This is a genomic window from Stieleria tagensis, assembly GCF_024129865.1.
In the GTDB taxonomy this organism is placed as follows: domain Bacteria; phylum Planctomycetota; class Planctomycetia; order Pirellulales; family Pirellulaceae; genus Stieleria; species Stieleria tagensis.
Map to the genome: position 1 here is coordinate 125,542 of NZ_JAMYFE010000060.1, position 19,528 is coordinate 145,069.

The window sequence follows — 19,528 nt, forward strand, 5'->3', positions numbered from 1 at the left end:
GTGAGGTCGGCGCAGCGACTCCTCTGTTCGCAGATGATTTTGAATCTGGCGGATTGGGTCCGTCCTGGTCAACGTACTCTTCAACCCCCAATGGTCGCGTTGGCGTGAGTGATTTGCTGGGCACACCGGCACAAAGCGGCGACTCTCATTTGGCGATGGACGTCTCGGTCTCTGGGCCCTTCAATTTGAACGAAGCCATTTTAACGCTGGATCTTTCCAATCACACCCAAGCAGATTTGGAGTTCTCGCACAAATCCGTGGGTGACGAAACCAATCCATTGCCAGCGGTCTTCTCAGGCAGTTTCAACGGCGACGGAGTTTCGATCAGCGACGATGGAAACACTTGGCACACTCTTGTCAGTCTCAATAGTGCGAACTCACCCAACGGTGTTTACACAACGTTCCAGTTCGATCTCGATTCGCAAGCTGCCGCCGCTGGGATTGCGCTGGGATCAAATTTTCAAATCAAGTTTCAGCAATACGATAACTTCGGTTTCAATTCAGACGGTCGAGCCTTTGATGACATCCTGGTGACAACGCCGGGACCACTGTCCGATGCCACGGCCGTCTACTTGGAATCAGACCAAACCTTGACTCTCGCTGCCCGTCCGCTTGACGACTCGGCGACGTTGACGGCGACGGTTCGCGATCCTAATAACGCGGTCATTGCCAACGTGACTGCGGCGGGTCCCGGTGAAACGCTAGAGATTCAATCGCTGGGCGTTCCAATCGAAGGTGACTATGGGGTTGAAATCACCGCCGACGTGGCAGCCGACTACGACCTAGCGCTGTATCGAAATGCATCGGTGGAGGTATTCGACAACGCCGACGGCCTGGAACAAGATGCATCGGGATCGTTCATCAATCTGGGATCGGGTCGATTCGGAATCTTGGGACAGTTTGATACCGACGAAGCGACTGGCAGAACGCCTGCTGCCGAACCCGCAACGATCGATCCCGCCGCAACCGTTGGCAGCGAATCGCCTGCATCCACACCGGACCTGTATGGCGATCCAGGTGAACCAGGCCGGTTCCCAGAGGGGACCAATGCCCCGGTCCAACAGTCGCCCAACGAATTGTTGATCAACGGCAGTTTTGAAACGGGCGATTTCACCGGTTGGTCGACTGCAACAACCGCTAGTCCTTTCCGGCCATGGGCAGTTGATACCGCTGCGACCGGCGGTGGATTTGGGATGCTTCAAACTCAACCACAGGACGGTGCCTATGTTGCTTGGAACGGGTTCGATGGCAATGGCCCGATGCAGTTTCATCTGTACCAAGATGTCACGATACCAAGCGACTCGGACGCCACGCTGCATTGGATGGATCGAGTGCAATGGAACTTCACTCTTGGCGGCACCGTCACCACGCCTCGTTTATACGATGTAGAACTCCACGACCCGGTGACGGGAACGGTATTGGAAACCCTGTATTCATTCTCGACCGGCACCCAAGCAACCGATCCGACCGGCAATACAAATTGGCAAACCCACGCCGTCGATGTCTCGGCCTACGCAGGGGACACAGTCCGAATCTTTTTCCGCGAACAGGTCCCACAGTCTGGAACAGGGCCGGCACAGATTGAGATCGACGGCGTCAGCCTGGCTGTGGATCCGGGCGGATCCGCGGAAACCTTGTATGCCGGCGTCGCCCGTGGGTCCACGCTCAATCCAGGTGGGGTCCTAATCGTTGATCAAAACACCGGTGCAGGCACGTTGCTGGCGGACCCGATCACGCCCGGCGGAATCACGGGGCTCGATTTTGACGGATCCGGTCGTTTATGGGCGTCCAAGATAGACGGCCCGCAGGGAAATCGCACCAGCGAGTTGGTGCAGTTGGATCCAGACACCGGCAGCCTGCTGTCAGCGATCCCGATCACTCGCAATGGGGTTCCGATCAGCATTGGCGATTTAGCAATCCAACCCGGCACGGATTTGGTTTTCGGGACCCATTCCAATGCCGACAGCACCTCATTCCCAAATGGCGAACTGTACACGATTGACCGTTCGACAGGCGTTGCCAGTCTGGTCGGCAACACGCAACAGAACCGCAGTGGTGGCATCGGTTTCGCGCCCGATGGAACGCTGTACTTGGCGGAGTTCAACCAGCTGCACACGCTTAGCCTTAGCACCGGTGCGCCACTGACCACCATCAGCACCAGTTTTGACGGTCACGAAGGGCTGGCGGTCCGGCCGAGTGACGGCATGCTGTTTACATCGCAAGCGCGTGCCGCCGACGGCAATCAAGCGATTTGGACCATCGATCCAGTCACCGGCATCTCGACTCTGGTCGGCCAGACGGGTGTGGGCGGCCCCAGTGACTTGGCGTTTCGCGTCCTGGATCCGACCCCCGCCGATGAAGACGAATATCGATTGGACTTGACCGGCAAATCCGGCGATTCCATCGACATCGCTATGTCCTTCGATCCATCGATTGCAGGCGAACTGTCCACAGACGACATTGTGCTGGAATTGCTGGACATTGACGGCAGCACGGTGCTGGCGAGCGGGTCCATGGGTGCAGAGAACTACGACATCGGTATCGCAGGTTTTCTGGTTCCGGCCGATGGTGTGTACACACTGCGAGTCGCGTCGGAGCTGTCCGGCCGATACGGCATCGTGATCACTGATCAATTGGTTTTTGATACCGAATCGAACCAGCCGACCAATTCATCGCTGCGGTCGCTGGATGCCTACCAAGGCGGATTGGGTTTCTTAAGTGAACGGCAACTGGGCGGTGATGTCGACCTGGGGTTGATCAACGCATTTGAATCACTGCAATTCGCCACTGACAGCGGATACATTCCGCCGGACCCGATCATCGCCGCCGGCCCAACGTCAGTGGTCACAATGGTCAATACGGACATCGCCATTCATGACAAAGTGACCGGAGCCTATCTGGCAAAGGCCGATCTGGATGGCGGCGGAGGTTTTTGGCCAACGAACGACGCGGTGTTCGACCCCTGGGTGGCCTTTGATCCCGGCAGCAACCGGTTTTATGCGATCGGAATTGACCGCATCAGGAGCGGCCCCACACGCGGGTCCAGCCGAATGTATTTGGCGGTGTCGACCGACGCGAATCCGACCAACCTGACAACCGACTGGAACAAGTACGTCCTTGACCGGACGGGAACACACCAGAACACCGGCGGACCGACCTTTCCCGACTATCCCAAACTGGGGTTTGATGGCGATGCGATCTACATCACGGGCAACGAATTTGGAATCGACGGTGGCGGACTCTCCCACGTCTCGCTGTTCGCGATTGAAAAGACACCGTTGTTATCGGGTGGACCGATCAACATTCTGTACGACGAGGTGATCAGCGGTTCGTTCGCGATCCATCCGGTCAACAATTATGATCCGGGGTCGCCGATGCGTTTTGCCGAGGCCACTGGAAATAACGCAATCCGGTTGCACACGCTGTCCGGCGTCCTGACCGGCGGCACGCGGACAACCCAATCCGTCTCGGTACCAATCTTCCTGTTTCCCACGGATGTTCCCCAACCGGGCGGCGCACCACTGGATTCGGTCAGTCAGCGGATCATGTCCGGGGTCGTGCGCGATGGATCACTATGGACAGGTCACGCAATTCAGGATCCGGCGGTGGACAACGAAACCGTGATGCGGTGGTACCAATTCGATGTCAGCGGCCCGGTCCCCAGCCTAGTCCAACATGGCAACGTCGACCCTGGTCCGGGGCTGCATACCTGGATGGGACACGTCAACGTCGATGCCGACGGCGACATGGGCATCGCGTTCTCGATGGCCGGCCCCACTCAGTTTGCCAGTATCGGTTACACCGGCCGCTTGGCGACCGACCCGCTGGGAACGACTCGACCGGTCGAAACCGCCCGCAGTGGCGAAGCAGCGTACAACCGATTCGACGGCATCGGCCGCAACCGCTGGGGCGACTACAGCGGTTTAGCCATCGACCCCGATGGCGAAACATTTTGGTTGTACAACGAGTATGCCACCGCAGGCGACAATTGGAATACGTTCGTTGGTTCGTTCCAGGTCGAAGCCGGTGTCGGAACCGACAGGGACGTGGACACCTATCAGATCACGCTTTCCTCGGGCCAACCAATTCAGCTCGCCACACGCACCCCGTATGACAGTCCGGTCGACGGCTTAAATCAATTGGATCCGTCGCTCGAAATTCTTGATCCCCATGGCAACTCGGTTGCGTTCGATTCCAACAGTGCAGCTGACGGAAAAAATGCGCGCATTGACACCTTCACCGCGGTCACCTCAGGCGTCTACCAAGTCATCGTCGCCAGTGAAACCGACGGCAATGGTGAATACGTCTTGGATGTCAACTGGGCGCCGCAGCAAGGTGCAACGTTTCTAAGTGCGAACGAAATTTTCGAGCACGAATCGATTTCACTGGTGGGCTCCTATCAAGATCGTGACCTGGATGATTCACACTCGGTGGTCATTGACTGGGACGACCCCAATGCTGCGAATTCCACGTTTGCTGTGCCAGCGATTCACTCGTTGTCGATCGGGGATACATTTGCATCATCCAGTGACGACGCCCAATTGCAAATCACTGCGTTGGATCATGCAATCGGCAGCGTTCACTACACGGTGACGGAACATCAGTATCTAGATGATGGAACGGCACCCGGCAACGCAACCACCGAAGACACCAGTACGGTCTCCGTGACAGTGACGGACCTGGGTGGACTGGTGGCGGACACGATCGACAGCCAGCTAATCGTCAACGGAGACTTTGAAACCGGTGACTTCAGTGGTTGGACGGTGACCAGCACAGGTGGCGGAAATTGGTTGATCAACGATGGTACATTGGTTCCGCCAGGGCCAGCCACTGAACTCCCACCCATCGAAGGTGCCTTTGATGCCATCTCGACCCAAAATGGGCCTGGCGTCAATATTTTATCGGAACCCATATTGGTACCGAATTCGGTGACATCGGCCACCTTAAGCTGGTCCGACCGAATTCGAAATTATGCGACTGCGGGGTTTGTCGAACCAGGTCAAGAGTGGCGGGCCCTGGTCATGGACACCTCCGGCAATCTGATCCAAGAAGTCTATTCGACTCAACCCGGTGATCCCCTTTCACAGTTGGAACCGAACAACAGATCATTTGACCTGACCTCGCTGTTGCAGACACTGACCGGCCAGACGATTCAAATCAGTTTTCAACAACAGGACAGTCTGGGTTACATGAACGTCAGCTTGGACAATGTTCAACTACACGTTTCATCGTCTCCCAGTGTTCGGATCAAGAACATTGCCCCGATGCTGCGAGTGGATCCGGCCGAGTCCATCAGTGAGAATTCAGCGGCGGTGCTCAGCGGTACGTTGACCGACCTGGGATCGCTGGATGAACATCGCCTATCGATCAACTGGGGTGATCCGAACCAGACGGATGTTGCGACGTTTTTGATTCCAGCGGCGGCCTCCTTGTCTGTTGGCGACACGCTTTCGTCGGTTTCCGAATCGGATGTCCTAAGTGTCACGGGGATCGATCTGACGACTGGCGAACTTCGTTTCGACGTCCGGCACGTTTACGCCGACGATGGCTTGGCGCCGGGAAACGGCACTCCGTGGGATGTCTACACGATCAACGCCAGTGTGACCGACGATGACAGCCCTTCGCTGCCCAGCCACTTGATCAGCTTTCGCGACCCGATCAACCTGGGTCAAGCGATCAATACCAATCTAAATGATGGCGGTCCGACACTCTCAGCGGACGGGCGACAGATGTACTTTCATGCGAATCGACCTGACGGTTCCGGAGCATTGGATTTGTACGTCGCAACGCGTGAGCAACTCACGGATCCGTTTGCTGCGCCGTCGAACCTGGGGCCTGCCATCAACAGCCCCAGTCTTGAAACCGCTCCCAGCCTTTCGCAAGATGGTTTGTCGCTCTACTTTTCGTCCAACCGGCCTGGGGGAGAAGGATTCTATGACCTGTACGTCTCCCATCGTGCTTCCATCGATGATTCATTTGGGGCTCCGATCAATCTCTCCTCAGGTGTCAATTCCGGGTTGTCCGAATTTGCTCCAGCGATCTCGGCCGATGGGTTGACGCTGTTCTTCCAACGCCGAAATGACCCGAGCGGCTTCGGCGGCGATGACCTTTGGATGGCTACTCGACCATCGACCACCGAAATGTTTGGATCAGCCGTTAATCTGGGATCGGCGATCAACACGCAAGCATTTGAAGGTGGTCCCGTTCTCACTGCAGATTCACTCGCCCTCTACTTCAGTTCGAACCGACCGGGAGGATCGGGGCAATTAGATCTGTACGTCTCCACACGCACCACCATCGATGATGCGTTTGGAACGCCCACGGTTTTGACCGTTCCCGTCAATTCGACACTCTTGGAATTCAACGCCGAACCGGGCCCCGATGGGCTGTACTTCCATTCCAATCGCCCCGGCGGCGAAGGTCAGATTGATCTTTGGTTTGCCGGCTATGCGGGACAGACAACGGTCCGAGTCAACAATCTGGCACCCGAAATTGAATCTCTCTCCGTGAGCGCGGTGGAGAGCAACAAAGCCACTGTGGCAGAAAACGTCGTTGTGTCAGCGACCTTCCGCGATGCCGGTCGATTGGATCGCCATCAGGTCGCGATCGGCTGGGATGACACATCCAACCCGTCGGTGTTTGATCTGGACGCGACAGCCGACCTCTCGGCCGGCGATACGTTTGTCGCGATCGACGGTGCCGTGTTGACGATCACCAATGTGGACGCCCTTTCAGGAAGCGTCGGATTTGAAGTCACTCACCAGTTTGCCACCGGAGGGATCTTTGAACTCTCGATGATGATCAGCGATGACGATTCGGGGACAGCCGAGGCCAATGCGCAAGCTTGGGTGACAGGACTGAGGGTCAACAACGGAGTGTTACAGATCATCGGGTCCAACACCCACGACCAGGTCTCGATCGACCAGACGGAAGATGGAATGCTAAAAGTCCATGCGAGCTTCTTGGCGTCTGGCAACTTTGAAACATTTGATGTGTCAACGGTTGAAAAAATCATCGGCTACCTTTGTGAAGGCGATGATCACTTCACGATGGCAGGCAACATTGCGATCCCAACCGTGGTGCACGGTGGCGGCGGCGATGACCACCTAAAGGGCGGTCGCGCATCGGTGCTGTTAGGGGACGACGGTGACGACACGCTAATCGGTGGCTCCGGCCAAGACCTCTTGATTGGTGGAACGGGATCGGACCGGTTGGTCGGTAGCAGCGGTAACGACGTGTTGGTCGGAGGCAGTTCCAACCTGGACGATGACGAAGACGATGCACTCTTCAATTTGCTGGCCGAATGGATATCGGATGCTTCCTATCAAGACCGTGTCCAGACCATCGATGAATTGTTGACGGTCGATGACGACAACCAGTCTGACAAACTGACAGGAAGTTCTGGGGAGGACCTGTTCTTTGATGGCCTGGGCGACCAACTGACGGATGTCAAAACCAAAAAGTCGGTGGAAGTGGTGCTTTAACGCGGCGGCGATTTAGAAAGGGCTGGTGTGGTGTGGCGACCAGAGCCGGTCGCCACAGACGCGCGCCCGCTCGCCGGCTGCCGCTGGACACCGGGTCTGGATTTGGCATAAAAATTGCCCAATCCCAAAATTGGCAATCACAACCTCTCGCCCACGGACCCCTAATGAACATGAACTTCAACGCAACACTGATTGTGGCGCCAGCACTTCTAGCTGTTTCCTTTGTTGCGGGTTGTACCGACAATTCCCAGCCGAAGACGTTGCGGGAAAAAGCCGAACAGGCTCAGCAAGACCTCGCGGAAGCGCGTGAGGACGCCGCCGAGATGATCAGCGACGCCGAAGTCGACGCGGTGGACATCGTCGCCGATGCGCGCGACGAAGCAAAGGAAGGGATTCAACGCGCCACCGAAGACGCCAACGAACTGGTTCGCGATGCCGAGCAGAAACTCGATGAAACACTCGACGCCATCGAGAACAAGAATTTGGTTCCGAAAACGACGGATACCGATCAGCCACAGGACGACCATTCAACAACCATTGAAGTCGATGAATGAGAGCCGGCGTGAGCGGGCGACGCCCGGAAACGGATCGACTGGCCTACGACACATCCAGCACGCGCTGGCCCAACACATCCAACTTGGGTGATACGCCGAGTCCCGGTTCGGTACTTGCCGCCATGAATCCTTGTTCGCGCTGTGGGGCACCGTCGGCCGTGCTGACCGTCACGTAACTATTGAAGTCAGTGCTGGTAAAACGAAACTCTTCGGGAGTGCTATGCGCCAAATGAGCAATCGCAGCCGTGGTGACGTCGCCGCCCCAACTGTCTTCCAACGTCATGGCAATCCCCATCGAAACACACAGGTCTCTGGCCTGTCGGGTCTTTGTTAACCCGCCGAGTTTGCTGATTTTCAGATTCACGACGTCCATCGCCAGATCACGCTTGGCACGCAGCAACATCTCCAAACTATCGATGTTTTCGTCCAGCACAAAGGGATGGTCGGTGTGCCGGCGTACCGCCAAGCATTCTTCATAGCTCAGGCAGGGTTGTTCAATATAGACATCCAGATCTCGCACCGCCCGGACGACGCGCATCGCTTCGTGTTGTGTCCAGCCGGTGTTGGCGTCTGCCACCAGTCGCTCATTGGGCCCCAGCACTTCACGGACCGCGTGAATGCGTTGAATGTCTGTATCGGGATCACCGCCGACCTTCAATTGAAACCGGGTGTAACCCTGGTCGCGGTAGAGTGCAACGTTGCTGGCCATTTCATCCGGAGCGACCTGCGAGATGGCACGATACAGCCGCACACTCTCGCCAAATCGCCCGCCCAACAATTGGCAAACAGGCAACCCACACGACTTACCCAGAATGTCCCAGCAAGCGATATCAATTCCCGACTTCACATACGCGTGGCCTTTGAATGCAGCATCCATCCGGTGATTCAAAACTCCCAGCTCACGTGGATCGATGCCAATCAAGTGCGGAGCAAGTTCGCGGACGCCTGCTCGCACGCCCTCGGCATAGGCCGGAAGATAAAACGGTCCCAACGGACAGACCTCGCCATAGCCGACCAGACCACACGCCGTTTCCACTCCAACGATGGTGCTATCGAACACAGAAACCGATTTCCCGCCCGACCATTTATAACTTCCCTCGTTCAATGGCAGTTCAACACGGTGTGCAAAAACACGAGCAATCTTCATCATGGCAATCTCATATTCCCGTCGTCATTCGTTGGTTTGTGGCTGGGTGGCCGATTCTATCGTGCCGAGCCGGACAGCGCTTTGCTAAAAGTCACGTCGCAATCGCCGCAGGGCGCATAAAAGTTTTCAACGACCGCTCTCCGAACCATTAAACTGGTCTGCCAAAAGCCCCCCCAATCCCCCACCACCTTCCGATAGACCGGTACGCCAACAATGTTGCCTCCACAGCGAGTTGCTTTTCTGGGGCTTGCGATCGTTATGTTCGGCACGCTGAACTCTCAATCGCAAGAATTGACGCAGCAACCACCACGACTGGTTGTCCTGACCGACATCGGAGGGGATCCAGACGATCAGCAAGCGATGGTTCGGCTGATGGTCTATGCCAATGAGTTTCAAATCGAAGGCTTGATCGCATCCGCATCCGGGACTCCCGGTGAATTAAAACAAGCGATCACTCGGCCAGATTTGATTCGTGAAATCATCCAGGCCTACGACAAAGTCCGTCCCAATCTGACGAAACATGCGAACGACTGGCCCACCGCCGAGACGTTGCTGGCCTGTGTCAAATCCGGGAACCCCCATCGAGGCCTAGCCGTCATCGGCAACGACCATGACACCGAGGGTTCAAATTGGTTGATCCGATGCGTGGATTCCGGTTCCGCCGAAAACCCGCTGAACATCACGATTTGGGGCGGCCAAACCGATCTGGCACAAGCATTGTGGCGAGTTCGCAAGCAACGAACGGCACAGCAATTCAACGAATTCGTTCAGAAATTTCGTGTCTATGACATCGCCGATCAAGACGGCATCGCGGATTGGATGCGAGAACAATTCACTGGAATGCATTACATCCTGTCGAAAGCCCCCGCGGGTTCCGACAAACGCATGGCTACCTTCCGCGGTTCCTATCTGACCGGGGACGAAAGTTTGACCAGTCGTGAATGGGTCCAGCAAAACGTTCTCTCGCGCGGACCGCTCGGTGCACTCTACCCCACACAAACCTGGACTGCACCCAACCCGCACCGCTGTATGAAAGAGGGTGACACGCCGGCGTGGCTGTTCTTTCTACCGCGCGGCGGCAATGATCCAAACGATCCGACCCAACCGGGATGGGGTGGCAGATTTGTTCGTCAGAAAGACGGCTGGTACCACGATGTTCCGGCAACCGATACGTTCGATCCTCGCACCACCGTCAGCCGTTGGCGCGGAGCATTCCAAGCGGATTTTGCGCAGCGAATGAAATGGTGTGCAGGCACGACTGTTGATTCGGTCCCAGTCATGAATCCCAATCCCTGAAATCACTCGAAAGAAATCAACATGACGAAACCTTGGCGAATTGCCGGAATCAATTTTTCGCACATGCACATGGGAGACTTGCTGCGTAACGTGCAAGATCATCCCGAGGCGGAGATCGTCGGCATCTGTGATGAACAGCCCGGTGCCATGAACGCCGCGGTCGAAGCGCTCAATCTGTCGACATCTCAGGTCTTCACCGATTATCAGCGATGCATGGAAACCACTCAGCCAGATCTGGTCATTCTCTGCCCTCCGACCGGCGAACACGCGTTGTGGACGGAGCGAATTGCACCCTTTGGTGCCCACCTGCTCGTTGAAAAACCGTTTGCCGCTTCGCTGGCCGATGCAGACCGCATGATTGCCGCGGTTGAACCCACTGGCAAACAACTGGTGATCAATTGGCCCTCTCGCTGGGATCGTAGCCACTACACCGCCTCGCGTTTGATTGCCGACGGTGTGATCGGTGATGTCTTCGAAGTCCATCACTACGGCGGTAACCGAGGCCCACTGTATCACGGCGCGGACAAAGTCGAGTATCAACCGACACTGGAGGACAAGAAACAGAGTTGGTGGTACAAGCTGGAATCCGGTGGCGGTTCGTTGCGTGACTACTTGGGATATGGTGTGACCATGGGAACCTGGTTCAATGGCGGACAAAAACCGATCGAAGTCACTGCCGTGACGACCGCCACGCCCGGTGTGGAAGTCGACGAGCACAGCGTCACGATTGCTCGCTATGCAAATGGGTTGTCAAAATTCGAAACCCGCTGGGGAACCTTTACGGATCCCTGGGTACACCAACCGCAACCCAAATGTGGCTATGTCGTCCGTGGCAGCGGCGGCACGATCTCCAGCTACGATTATGAATCGACTGTGCGTGTCCAGACCCAGGAACACCCGGAAGGGTTTGATCAGCCCGTCGATCAACTGCCGCTGGGCGAGCGAAACGGAATCGAATACACGCTCACCCGACTGCGGGAGGGCCTGCCGATCGAGGGCCCATTATCGCCCGCGATCGCTCGCATCGGCCAGCAAATCATCGAGACGGCAATCCGAAGTGCCGAGCAAAAGCGGACGCTCCCGCTGATCGAGACATCCACCGACTGAGAACCGCCGCGGCCTTGCAACCGATTGCCACAGGAAAATCTTAAAATCGTGTCACCATTTGTGCGTCCGCTGCATCTGTTCTAGAGGGCATCAACGCGGGAAAAAACAAATGGCACTGACCGATACTGGCAAAGCGGACGAATGGATGAACGAATCGACGGACGACCAATTGCTGGACGCGTGCAGCACCGGCGACCGCATCGCTTTTGAACAGCTTGTCAGGCGCTACCAAACGCTCGTCTGTTCGGTCGCCTATAGCATCGTCGGCGACCGGGCGGCCAGCGAGGATATCGGTCAAGAAACATTCCTGATCGCCTGGCATCAACTCCAGACGCTGCGAGATCGGTCGCGTTTGAAAAGCTGGTTGGCCACGATCGCTCGCAACCAGGCCAAGCAATGGCTGCGGCGATTGCCTCCCTCGATGCAAGAATTGACCACTGAAACGACAGTGACGTTTTCAAAAAACAAACTGACGCAGGCGGTCGATCAAACCGGTCGTGACGACGAAGAACTGGATCTGGTGTGGACAACGCTGGAACGATTGCCAGAATCATTTCGCGAACCATTGGTGTTGTTCTATCGCCAGGAACAATCCGTCGCGGAAGTGGCCGAAGCATTGCAATTGTCACCTGCTGCGGTCAAACAGCGTCTTTCGCGAGGCCGCCAAATGCTGCGGCAGGAGGTCAATGCAGCGATCGAGAGAGCCTTGCGTCAATCCGCACCCAAGGGAGCATTCACGGTCGCAGTGATGAGTCTGCTGGCGTCGGGAAAAACGGCAACTGCAACCGGGATCGGAACGAGTGCTTTCGCGACAACAAAGCTGAGCTCCACGGCAACAGCCATCGGCTATGGAACTGCCAGCGCGGCATCGGGGACCGCATTTGGAATCGCCGGCGGCCTGCTGGGAAGCTGGATCGGCTGGGCGACTGCGGAGTACCAAAGTCAACGTCAACTGATCGTCCGCCAGAGTCTGGTGTACGGCCTGGGGCTGTGCCTTTTTTCATTGCCATTTGCTGCCATGCAACTGGGCTGGAAGCCGTACCTAACGCTCGGAAAGAACGGCTATGGACTGGCTCTGGCCGGTTGGATGCTGTTTTTCATGACGTGCAACTGCACCTGGATCTTCTGGGTGATGCGTGCTCACCAGCGACTGCAACTTCAGGAGCGAAACGCTGAAACGCCGACCTTGCCGACTCACCAAAAAATTCAAACCGTCGCATCACGCTGGGAAGGCCGTCGTTGGTCTAGCAAGACGTTGGTGATGGGACTGCCGCTGATTGACATCGCGTTTGCCGATCCGATGCCGTCGACAAAGTCCGCTGGCATCGGCAAGACAACAGCCCATGGATGGATCGCAATCGGAGATCGAGCGCATGGTCGAATCATCGCACTTGGAAATCTTGCCATCGGACCAATTGCCATCGGCACCTTCGCAGCCGGGATTCTCTCGTTTGGTGTCTGCTCTGTCGGCGTCGTCTCGATCGGCGTGATTTCGTTGGCGGTGATCGTGGGCGGAATCATTGCAGTCGGTGGATTCAGCACCGCGGTGGTTGCCTTGGGCGTGGTTGCCGTCGGCGTGATGACCGCAGGTGCCTACGCTGCTAAGGGAGTGGTCGCAGTCGCTGGAAAATACGCCGCCGGTGAAACCGCCATCGCCCCGGAAGCCAACACCGAAGCCGCCATTAGCTTTTTTCAATCGACCGTCTCCATCACGACGGCCGAGTCATTGCTGCGATCCTCTGCCTCCATCGCACCCGGACCGCTCGCCAGCACAGCCCTGCTGCTGGTCTTGTTGCCAGTCATGTTTGCGTTGGCATTTCGGCGAAAACGAGCCGTAGTGCGGTAGCGTATTGATACCTTAGAGCGACCAGTCAGCGTTTTGCAGTCCTTGCTGCTGCAGCGTCGGAATCGTCGCGAAAGTCTTCGTAGGGCATGGGAATGAGATGCCGAATCAGTTCTCCGGCACGGTGACGCGTATTCTGGGACAGTTTGGAATTCAGTGCAATTTCAGCCAAGCACTTTGCCAACAAAGTCGCATCAGTCGATTTAAATTCGCTGCGAAACGCGGCGTATTGTTTCTCACCGATGTCGATTGGTTTCCAACGCCGATTGGACAGCCAAGGGACGATCTTCTCGATCAACACAATCTGGTGCTGTGGCTCGCAGGGATCTGCTTTCAGACATTCGTATTGCTCCAACGCTTCAGCAATTTCAGTGACCGTCATTTCGTTGTCAATCTCTGCTTTAGGCCCGGCAATGGCGCGAGCGATCCGTTTGCCAATGTGTTCTCCCAATCGTCGATAGGCTTCGACTTGGGTGGGGTCGTAGAATTGGTCCGAGGTCGATTGATGCGGAAAATCATTGTTCTTGGCGCGGTAGTGCAGAAGGTCGATGCTTTCGTCGCCGGTCAAGGATGGTTTGACAAAAACAAAGGTTGCGGGAGTTCCATCTTCGTACAGAATCCTCCCGACCTTGAAGTGCGACTGCGCGAGTGCGCCCACGGATTCGTCTTCACCGACACAGGGTCGTAGTTCTGGCAAAGCAAATGCAACCGAGTGGGTGTCGTGTTCCCGTTCGATCTCGACAAATCGAACTCCATTGTGCACTCGGACATCCGCGATCGCTCGGGCCAAGTCTGCGTACTGATGTTTGGGATCACAGCTAGCATCAACACAAATGATTAGACGACATCGACGCTTGAGCAATTGAACCAAACCCAAATTTTCATGGACACCACCGTCGGTGACGAAGTAGTAACGTCGTTTGCGCCAAGGGCGGACCAGATCGATCAAACGCCCCGCCATGTTGGGAAACGTCTTGGGGATGATTTTTGGATTCGGCATCCACTGTCCGAGTCGAAGGTTTAGGATCACCATCAGCGCGGCGATCATCGGATTGGTGACGTTACCGGGACTCACTGCTGCTCCGCTAACCGCAATCGCGTCTGCCAAATCGAACGGGGTCAACGAACCGGGCACTCGATTCTCGTAGGACTCAGTCGCGGTGAATCCGGTCAATTCTGATCCACAGTGGTGTTTCGACATCAGAAAGCTGTCTTGAGTTCGTAAACTGCTGCTCGCTTCGGCATGGGTTTCAGGCAATGCCCAATCTTTGGGTAGAGCATTTTTTTGCATCATGTGATTGCGCCACACTGTGATCGCACCGGTGATCAGATGGTAGGGTCCACCGTATTTACAGGTGTCAACGCGCGACAAGGGGATCGATGCGTCACGACCATCGCTGGTCGCGACAAACGCTTGAGCAATTCGGTTTCGGTAGTAACGATGCAAGGACACCGTATTCAAATTCACTCCGGTTCCCGCAACTAAGAACACCAACGATGCGAAGCCACAAATCGAGAGACGAACCCATTGGTCTTCCGAATGGGTGATCATGCGGCGAACTTCAGATCTTGCTAAAAAAGCATCGGGAACCAGAGTTTCGAAAGCCAACCGCGAGAGTTGCCGCCCGGCATCAATCTGCAGCGGAAGATGTTCCGTGAACTTGGACGCATCGATCACCGCACGAATTTCCGTAGGAAGTTTTACGGGGACCGTCCCGTCCGTTGCCTTGACGTTCACCAATCGCGCACACCGCCCAAGCAACTCACTTCGAAGGACCATATCGTCCAACAGCGCAGAATCGAATGATCTTGCCAAACAGTCGCCGATCCTCGTTTGGATTTGTCTGGCGTTTAGATAGCGAGACGTTTGATTTCCTTGATCCACCCCCAACCAATGCCCAACGTTGTGATACCACTGGCGAAAGGTGTTTGACAGGCCGGTGCGATGATAACGAACATCGTCTTTCAGGATTACCTGGGCTGCGTCGACCGGCGGTTGGATCAGATGCCCCGCGGTCGCGCTACAGAGGAGCGCGTGAACCAATAGCGAGTTGGCTTGCACAAGATCATTCCCCTCGAGTTGGCGATAGGAGAACGCAATCGAGTCGTATTCGTCTCGAACGGCTTGGAGTTGATCCAAATCGAGAGACGCCGCAGCGGCTAACGCGTCGGCCGCTTCCACCCGATCCAGTGGTTCGTCGGTCTGTAAGTCCTCGATCGTCGAATTATCAGCCAACAACACCCGTTGATTGATCAAATCAGCCGATACGATCGCCGGACTCAGCAACTTTCGTAAGATTTGTTGGTAGCCCGACGGATGCGTCCAAGCTGCATATGACTGCTTCGGCTGTGGTGCAACTCCTACGTCGATTGTGTCGTCGTGAGCGACTCGTCGATCCGCATCCGGCGTGGCACCGTGTAGCGTTCGGCGCATGGACTGATAGACTTTTTCACGGAGCGAATCACTCTCGAAATCTGGTAGCCCTGCGACGCCTGTTTGACCTCCGTCGTCCCGGTTGGGCTCCGAGTCGAGGAGGGTGGAACGGACGCCAGGAAAATGTTGCAGTCGATTGTTTGCCTGCTGGAAATGCTCCACCGGTGGCAATACGAGAGACGACACAATACCAATTTCCTTTAGATCACCGCCGACCATCGATCGATACGGATGGTTATTGAATCCACTGATATTCTCGCGTGAAAAGTAACCGACCATCAGCAGCGGCAACCCAACTAGCAACGCCACGCTCGCAAGCAGAAAGACATAGCGTTCCAAAGGGCTTTGCGGATTGATACCGCTTTGCAGAATTCGATGTGGACGCAACCAGGGCAGCAACGAGGCACCGATGATGCCAGTGATTGTCGCCCAAATCGACGATGGGACTTGAAATGTCTGCGCACCCGTTAGATTCTCGACCCCCGCACCGGCATTGTCGCCGTTGCCGATCACCAATGCGAATCCAATTAGCAACGCCGGTATCATCAGGTACATGATCCGCCTGGCGATTGCTCCGGTCGATTGATCATTGCGCCGCCAAATTGAAATGATCCAGGTGGTCAGCCAAAGAGTTGCCAAGATCGCTGCCGGAACAAATGGCATCAGAAGATCGCTATCCAGATTCAACAAGTTCGCGTTGCGTCGAACAAATTCGTAGTCCAGACAGCGCCACAGCCAAGCCAAAAACGATGTGATTGCAATCACGAGTGAAAAGGCCGCTGTGTTGATCAGGACAAGGCCGAACAAATATCGATTGGCAAAAAATCCCGGTCGGAAGAGGTAGTATCCGCTATGAATCAGCTGCCGAACCTGCCGTGATTGCTTCCCAAATCTCCAATCACGCTCCTCCTGTCGGGAAGTCCCTGACCCTGGTTTGTCTGCAGACTCTACTGCGCTGGCTGGCTCAGTCGCGCTCTCTGGATTTTTAGAACCGCTCGCCTCTTGGCTCGAGCTGACTGGATTTTCTGTTTCGGGACAATCCACCCGCTGTGATGCTAAGGGAAAATTCTTGCCGTCGAACGGAACCTCGTTGCGGACCAACTGGTTCGTCAGATAGCCCGCTGTGTATCCGCCCCCAGAGACGGACGAGAGATAATCGATCCGTTTCCAGAATCCCGATTGATACAGAGATTGAACGATACCAATGGAAAAGCACGCCGAACGGAGTCCACCGCCAGAAAGTGACAGTCCCACCAGACCCTGTTGATCGGAAATCTCTGGCAGACCCGCCACCTCGCGCCGAGTTTTTATCTCAGCGGCCTCTTCAGAAACGACTTCTTCGATTGATTTGATCTCGTCAGTCTTCATAGCCGTTCGCAGTCCCTGTGCTTCCATCGATCTCACCGACACCACAGAACTACTATCTAACCACCCGGCAGGTGCTAGTCAAGCATATTCCCTCAAGGGCGACCCAATATGCGACGGGATCTTCATAAGCGTGGGCAGGTGCTGCATCTCACCGGCGGTCTTCCGACCCAATGATGCGTTAAATCTGTGAACGCAGGGACAAGCCGATAGGTCATTGCTGCACGTCGCGATCGTGCCACAGGTAGAACGACAGCAGGGCATAAAACAGCGGGTACAGCAGGGAAATCCCCACCGCCCAAAGGGAGGGTCGGGGGAAATCGTACAACAGATACAACATTGATCCGGCCCAAATCAGGGCGCCGGTCAAAACGATCGGTTTCCATCTTGCGGGTGCCAGATTGGGGTACAGCACTCGAACCGGCGAGACGGTCAGGACCGTCAACACCCACAACAGGGCGGCGGTCAACCAGGGTGACAGCAGGGTTGAAAGAATCCCGGCATACAGTGCAAAGGCATTCCAGTAAGAGGGAAAACCACGAAAGAATCCATGCGTTTCGTCCTTGGCCTCGGAGTGCGCAAAACCGATCAGGCTAGCGCCCATCGCAACGATCACGGTCCACGACCAACCGGGCGGCATCCAATCCATCCGCCAAATCAGCAGCAGCGGGATAAAGGCAAACGTCAAATAGTCCAGCAAGTCGTCAATCGTCCGACCATCGATTGCAGGCGCATGGTGTTTGACATCAAACTTTCGCGCCAAGGGACCGTCAATCGCATCGATCAGCGTGGCCAAGAGCAGCCAAAGAAAAACCAAACGCGGATCACAATCGGGACTTGCGATCTGCATCACCGCCAAGGCAGCCGGCACGATCCCCGACACAGTTAGCAAATGGACCGAATACGCTAACACGCGTTTAATGGAGAATCGCTTCGGTTCGATAGCCATGAAGTCTCGATAATGAGTGGACAACCAGGGACTCAATGACCATGGATGGGGGCAAACTGCATGCCGGGAATCTACCGTGGCCACATCGGCGGGGCGCGGAGAAATGGAATGACGTTTGCCAACCCGTTGATTTCGCATCCCGAATCCCTTCTAACTCTTGCCGCCCAACATCGGTCGAGATCCTGGCGAAATTCCCATGCACGTTATTTTCCTGCTGCTGATCATCGCTCTGTTGTGCGGTTCGCTGCTGAGCCTGAGTTCAAATCCCCATTGGTTTGTCCGTGGTTGGGATTTTCCACGCGTACAGATTGTTGCCATCGCGATTGCCATCTACCTGCTGCATCGCGCCACCGATCAGTGGCTGGCGCCATCAGCAACTCCCGTTTCGTGGGCAATCGGTTTGCTAACCCTTTCATTGGTCGTTTGGCACCTGTGCCGCATCGCACCCTACACACCACTGACACCGACCCAGGCGAAAGCTTTTGATCCAACTGGTTGCCAATCGACCACGCTGGACGATTCTCACCTGCGAGTGCTGCTTTCGAACGTCAAACTGGAAAACGATCACTACGACCGTTGGTGCCAGGTGGTCCGTGCAGCTCAACCGGACATTCTGGTGGCTTTGGAAGTCGATGAAAAATGGATCCAGGCCATCGAACCACTGATTGATGAATTTCCCTACCAAGTGCTGCAACCGCAGGACAACTGGTACGGAATGATGATGCTCTCACGCCTGCCAATCGAGAGTCATCAAGTCTGTCGCGTGGTTCAAGAGGATGTGCCGTCGATTGATGCGTTGATCCGGATGAAAAACGGCCAAAAAGTTCGCTTGGTGGCGGTGCACCCACGCCCCCCCGAACCGATTCGCGACAACGACTCGACCGCCCGGGACGCAGAACTTGTGCTGTGGGGCGAAGAACTGAAACAGGATCTCGGTCCGGTGATCATTGGGGGCGATTTGAACGACGTCGCTTGGTCTCAAACCACGCGATTGTTCTTACGCACCAGTGGGTTGCTCGATCCACGGCGCGGGCGAGGGCTGTTCAGCACCTTTCATGCAGATCACTGGTGGATGCGATTCCCGCTGGACCACATCTTTCATTCTCCGCATTTCACGCTGCGTGGCCTGGAACGCTTGCCACACGTCGGATCGGACCATTTCCCAATCCTGATCGACCTGCAGTTCCAACCGGAACGCCACTACGAACACGAAGTGCTGGAGGAAAAAGAGAGTGACGCCGAGGAGGCTGAGGAGCGTCTGGAGCGGGCAGAAGAAGATGATCAAATGAAAGCGGAGCCGATCGATCACCCCCAACAACAGGCCGCGACACAGTAGCGGCGGTTCGGCA

The 19,528-nt window shown here is 55.9% G+C and carries 9 protein-coding genes; 6 read left to right on the top strand and 3 right to left on the bottom strand.

The features are described from left to right. Positions 1 to 104: 104 nt before the first annotated feature. Both NHH03_RS15380 and NHH03_RS15385 read left to right on the top strand, forming a co-directional pair. Complete coding sequence (locus tag NHH03_RS15380; protein ID WP_253157615.1) at positions 105 to 7,484, top strand: pre-peptidase C-terminal domain-containing protein; 7,380 nt, start codon at positions 105 to 107, stop codon at positions 7,482 to 7,484. Between the two features lie 170 nt (positions 7,485 to 7,654). Next, positions 7,655 to 8,038, top strand: coding sequence for a hypothetical protein (locus tag NHH03_RS15385; protein WP_253157619.1), 384 nt, complete (start codon positions 7,655 to 7,657; stop codon positions 8,036 to 8,038). A 43-nt stretch (positions 8,039 to 8,081) separates the two neighbouring features. Here the strand turns inward: NHH03_RS15385 and NHH03_RS15390 are convergent, their stop codons facing one another. Next, positions 8,082 to 9,188, bottom strand: a complete 1,107-nt coding sequence (locus NHH03_RS15390; RefSeq protein WP_253157622.1) for a cis-3-hydroxy-L-proline dehydratase — start codon at positions 9,186 to 9,188, stop codon at positions 8,082 to 8,084. A gap of 255 nt (positions 9,189 to 9,443) precedes the next feature. Here NHH03_RS15390 and NHH03_RS15395 point away from each other — a divergent pair, with 255 nt between their 5' ends. The 3 genes from NHH03_RS15395 (at position 9,444) to NHH03_RS15405 (ending at position 13,434) form a co-directional block, all read left to right on the top strand. Beyond that, positions 9,444 to 10,481: a DUF1593 domain-containing protein gene (locus tag NHH03_RS15395; RefSeq protein ID WP_253157624.1), complete on the top strand. Its 1,038-nt coding sequence runs from the start codon at positions 9,444 to 9,446 to the stop codon at positions 10,479 to 10,481. 21 nt (positions 10,482 to 10,502) lie between these two features. Next, a complete protein-coding gene (locus NHH03_RS15400) occupies positions 10,503 to 11,588 on the top strand; it encodes a Gfo/Idh/MocA family protein (protein ID WP_253157627.1) in 1,086 nt (361 codons plus the stop codon). 109 nt (positions 11,589 to 11,697) lie between these two features. Continuing rightward, a complete protein-coding gene (locus tag NHH03_RS15405; protein WP_253157630.1) occupies positions 11,698 to 13,434 on the top strand; it encodes an RNA polymerase sigma factor in 1,737 nt (578 codons plus the stop codon). A gap of 25 nt (positions 13,435 to 13,459) precedes the next feature. Here the strand turns inward: NHH03_RS15405 and NHH03_RS15410 are convergent, their stop codons facing one another. Further along, positions 13,460 to 16,528, bottom strand: a complete 3,069-nt coding sequence (locus NHH03_RS15410) for a hypothetical protein (RefSeq protein ID WP_253157632.1) — start codon at positions 16,526 to 16,528, stop codon at positions 13,460 to 13,462. A 916-nt stretch (positions 16,529 to 17,444) separates the two neighbouring features. Next, complete coding sequence (locus NHH03_RS15415; RefSeq protein WP_253157634.1) at positions 17,445 to 18,179, bottom strand: CDP-alcohol phosphatidyltransferase family protein; 735 nt, start codon at positions 18,177 to 18,179, stop codon at positions 17,445 to 17,447. Between the two features lie 196 nt (positions 18,180 to 18,375). On the opposite strand from NHH03_RS15415, the gene NHH03_RS15420 reads away from it, so the two are divergent. Continuing rightward, on the top strand, positions 18,376 to 19,515 hold the full coding sequence (locus NHH03_RS15420) for an endonuclease/exonuclease/phosphatase family protein (RefSeq protein WP_253157636.1): 1,140 nt from the start codon (positions 18,376 to 18,378) through the stop codon (positions 19,513 to 19,515). Positions 19,516 to 19,528 lie beyond the last annotated feature (13 nt).

Coding starts and splice junctions, on each gene's coding strand:
- NHH03_RS15385 (WP_253157619.1), top strand. CDS start 7,655: ATGAACTTCAACGCAACACTGATTGTGGCGCCAGCACTTCTAGCTGTT.
- NHH03_RS15390 (WP_253157622.1), bottom strand. CDS start 9,188: ATGATGAAGATTGCTCGTGTTTTTGCACACCGTGTTGAACTGCCATTG.
- NHH03_RS15395 (WP_253157624.1), top strand. CDS start 9,444: ATGTTCGGCACGCTGAACTCTCAATCGCAAGAATTGACGCAGCAACCA.
- NHH03_RS15400 (WP_253157627.1), top strand. CDS start 10,503: ATGACGAAACCTTGGCGAATTGCCGGAATCAATTTTTCGCACATGCAC.
- NHH03_RS15405 (WP_253157630.1), top strand. CDS start 11,698: ATGGCACTGACCGATACTGGCAAAGCGGACGAATGGATGAACGAATCG.
- NHH03_RS15410 (WP_253157632.1), bottom strand. CDS start 16,528: ATGCCATTTGTTCCGGCAGCGATCTTGGCAACTCTTTGGCTGACCACC.
- NHH03_RS15415 (WP_253157634.1), bottom strand. CDS start 18,179: ATGGCTATCGAACCGAAGCGATTCTCCATTAAACGCGTGTTAGCGTAT.
- NHH03_RS15420 (WP_253157636.1), top strand. CDS start 18,376: ATGCACGTTATTTTCCTGCTGCTGATCATCGCTCTGTTGTGCGGTTCG.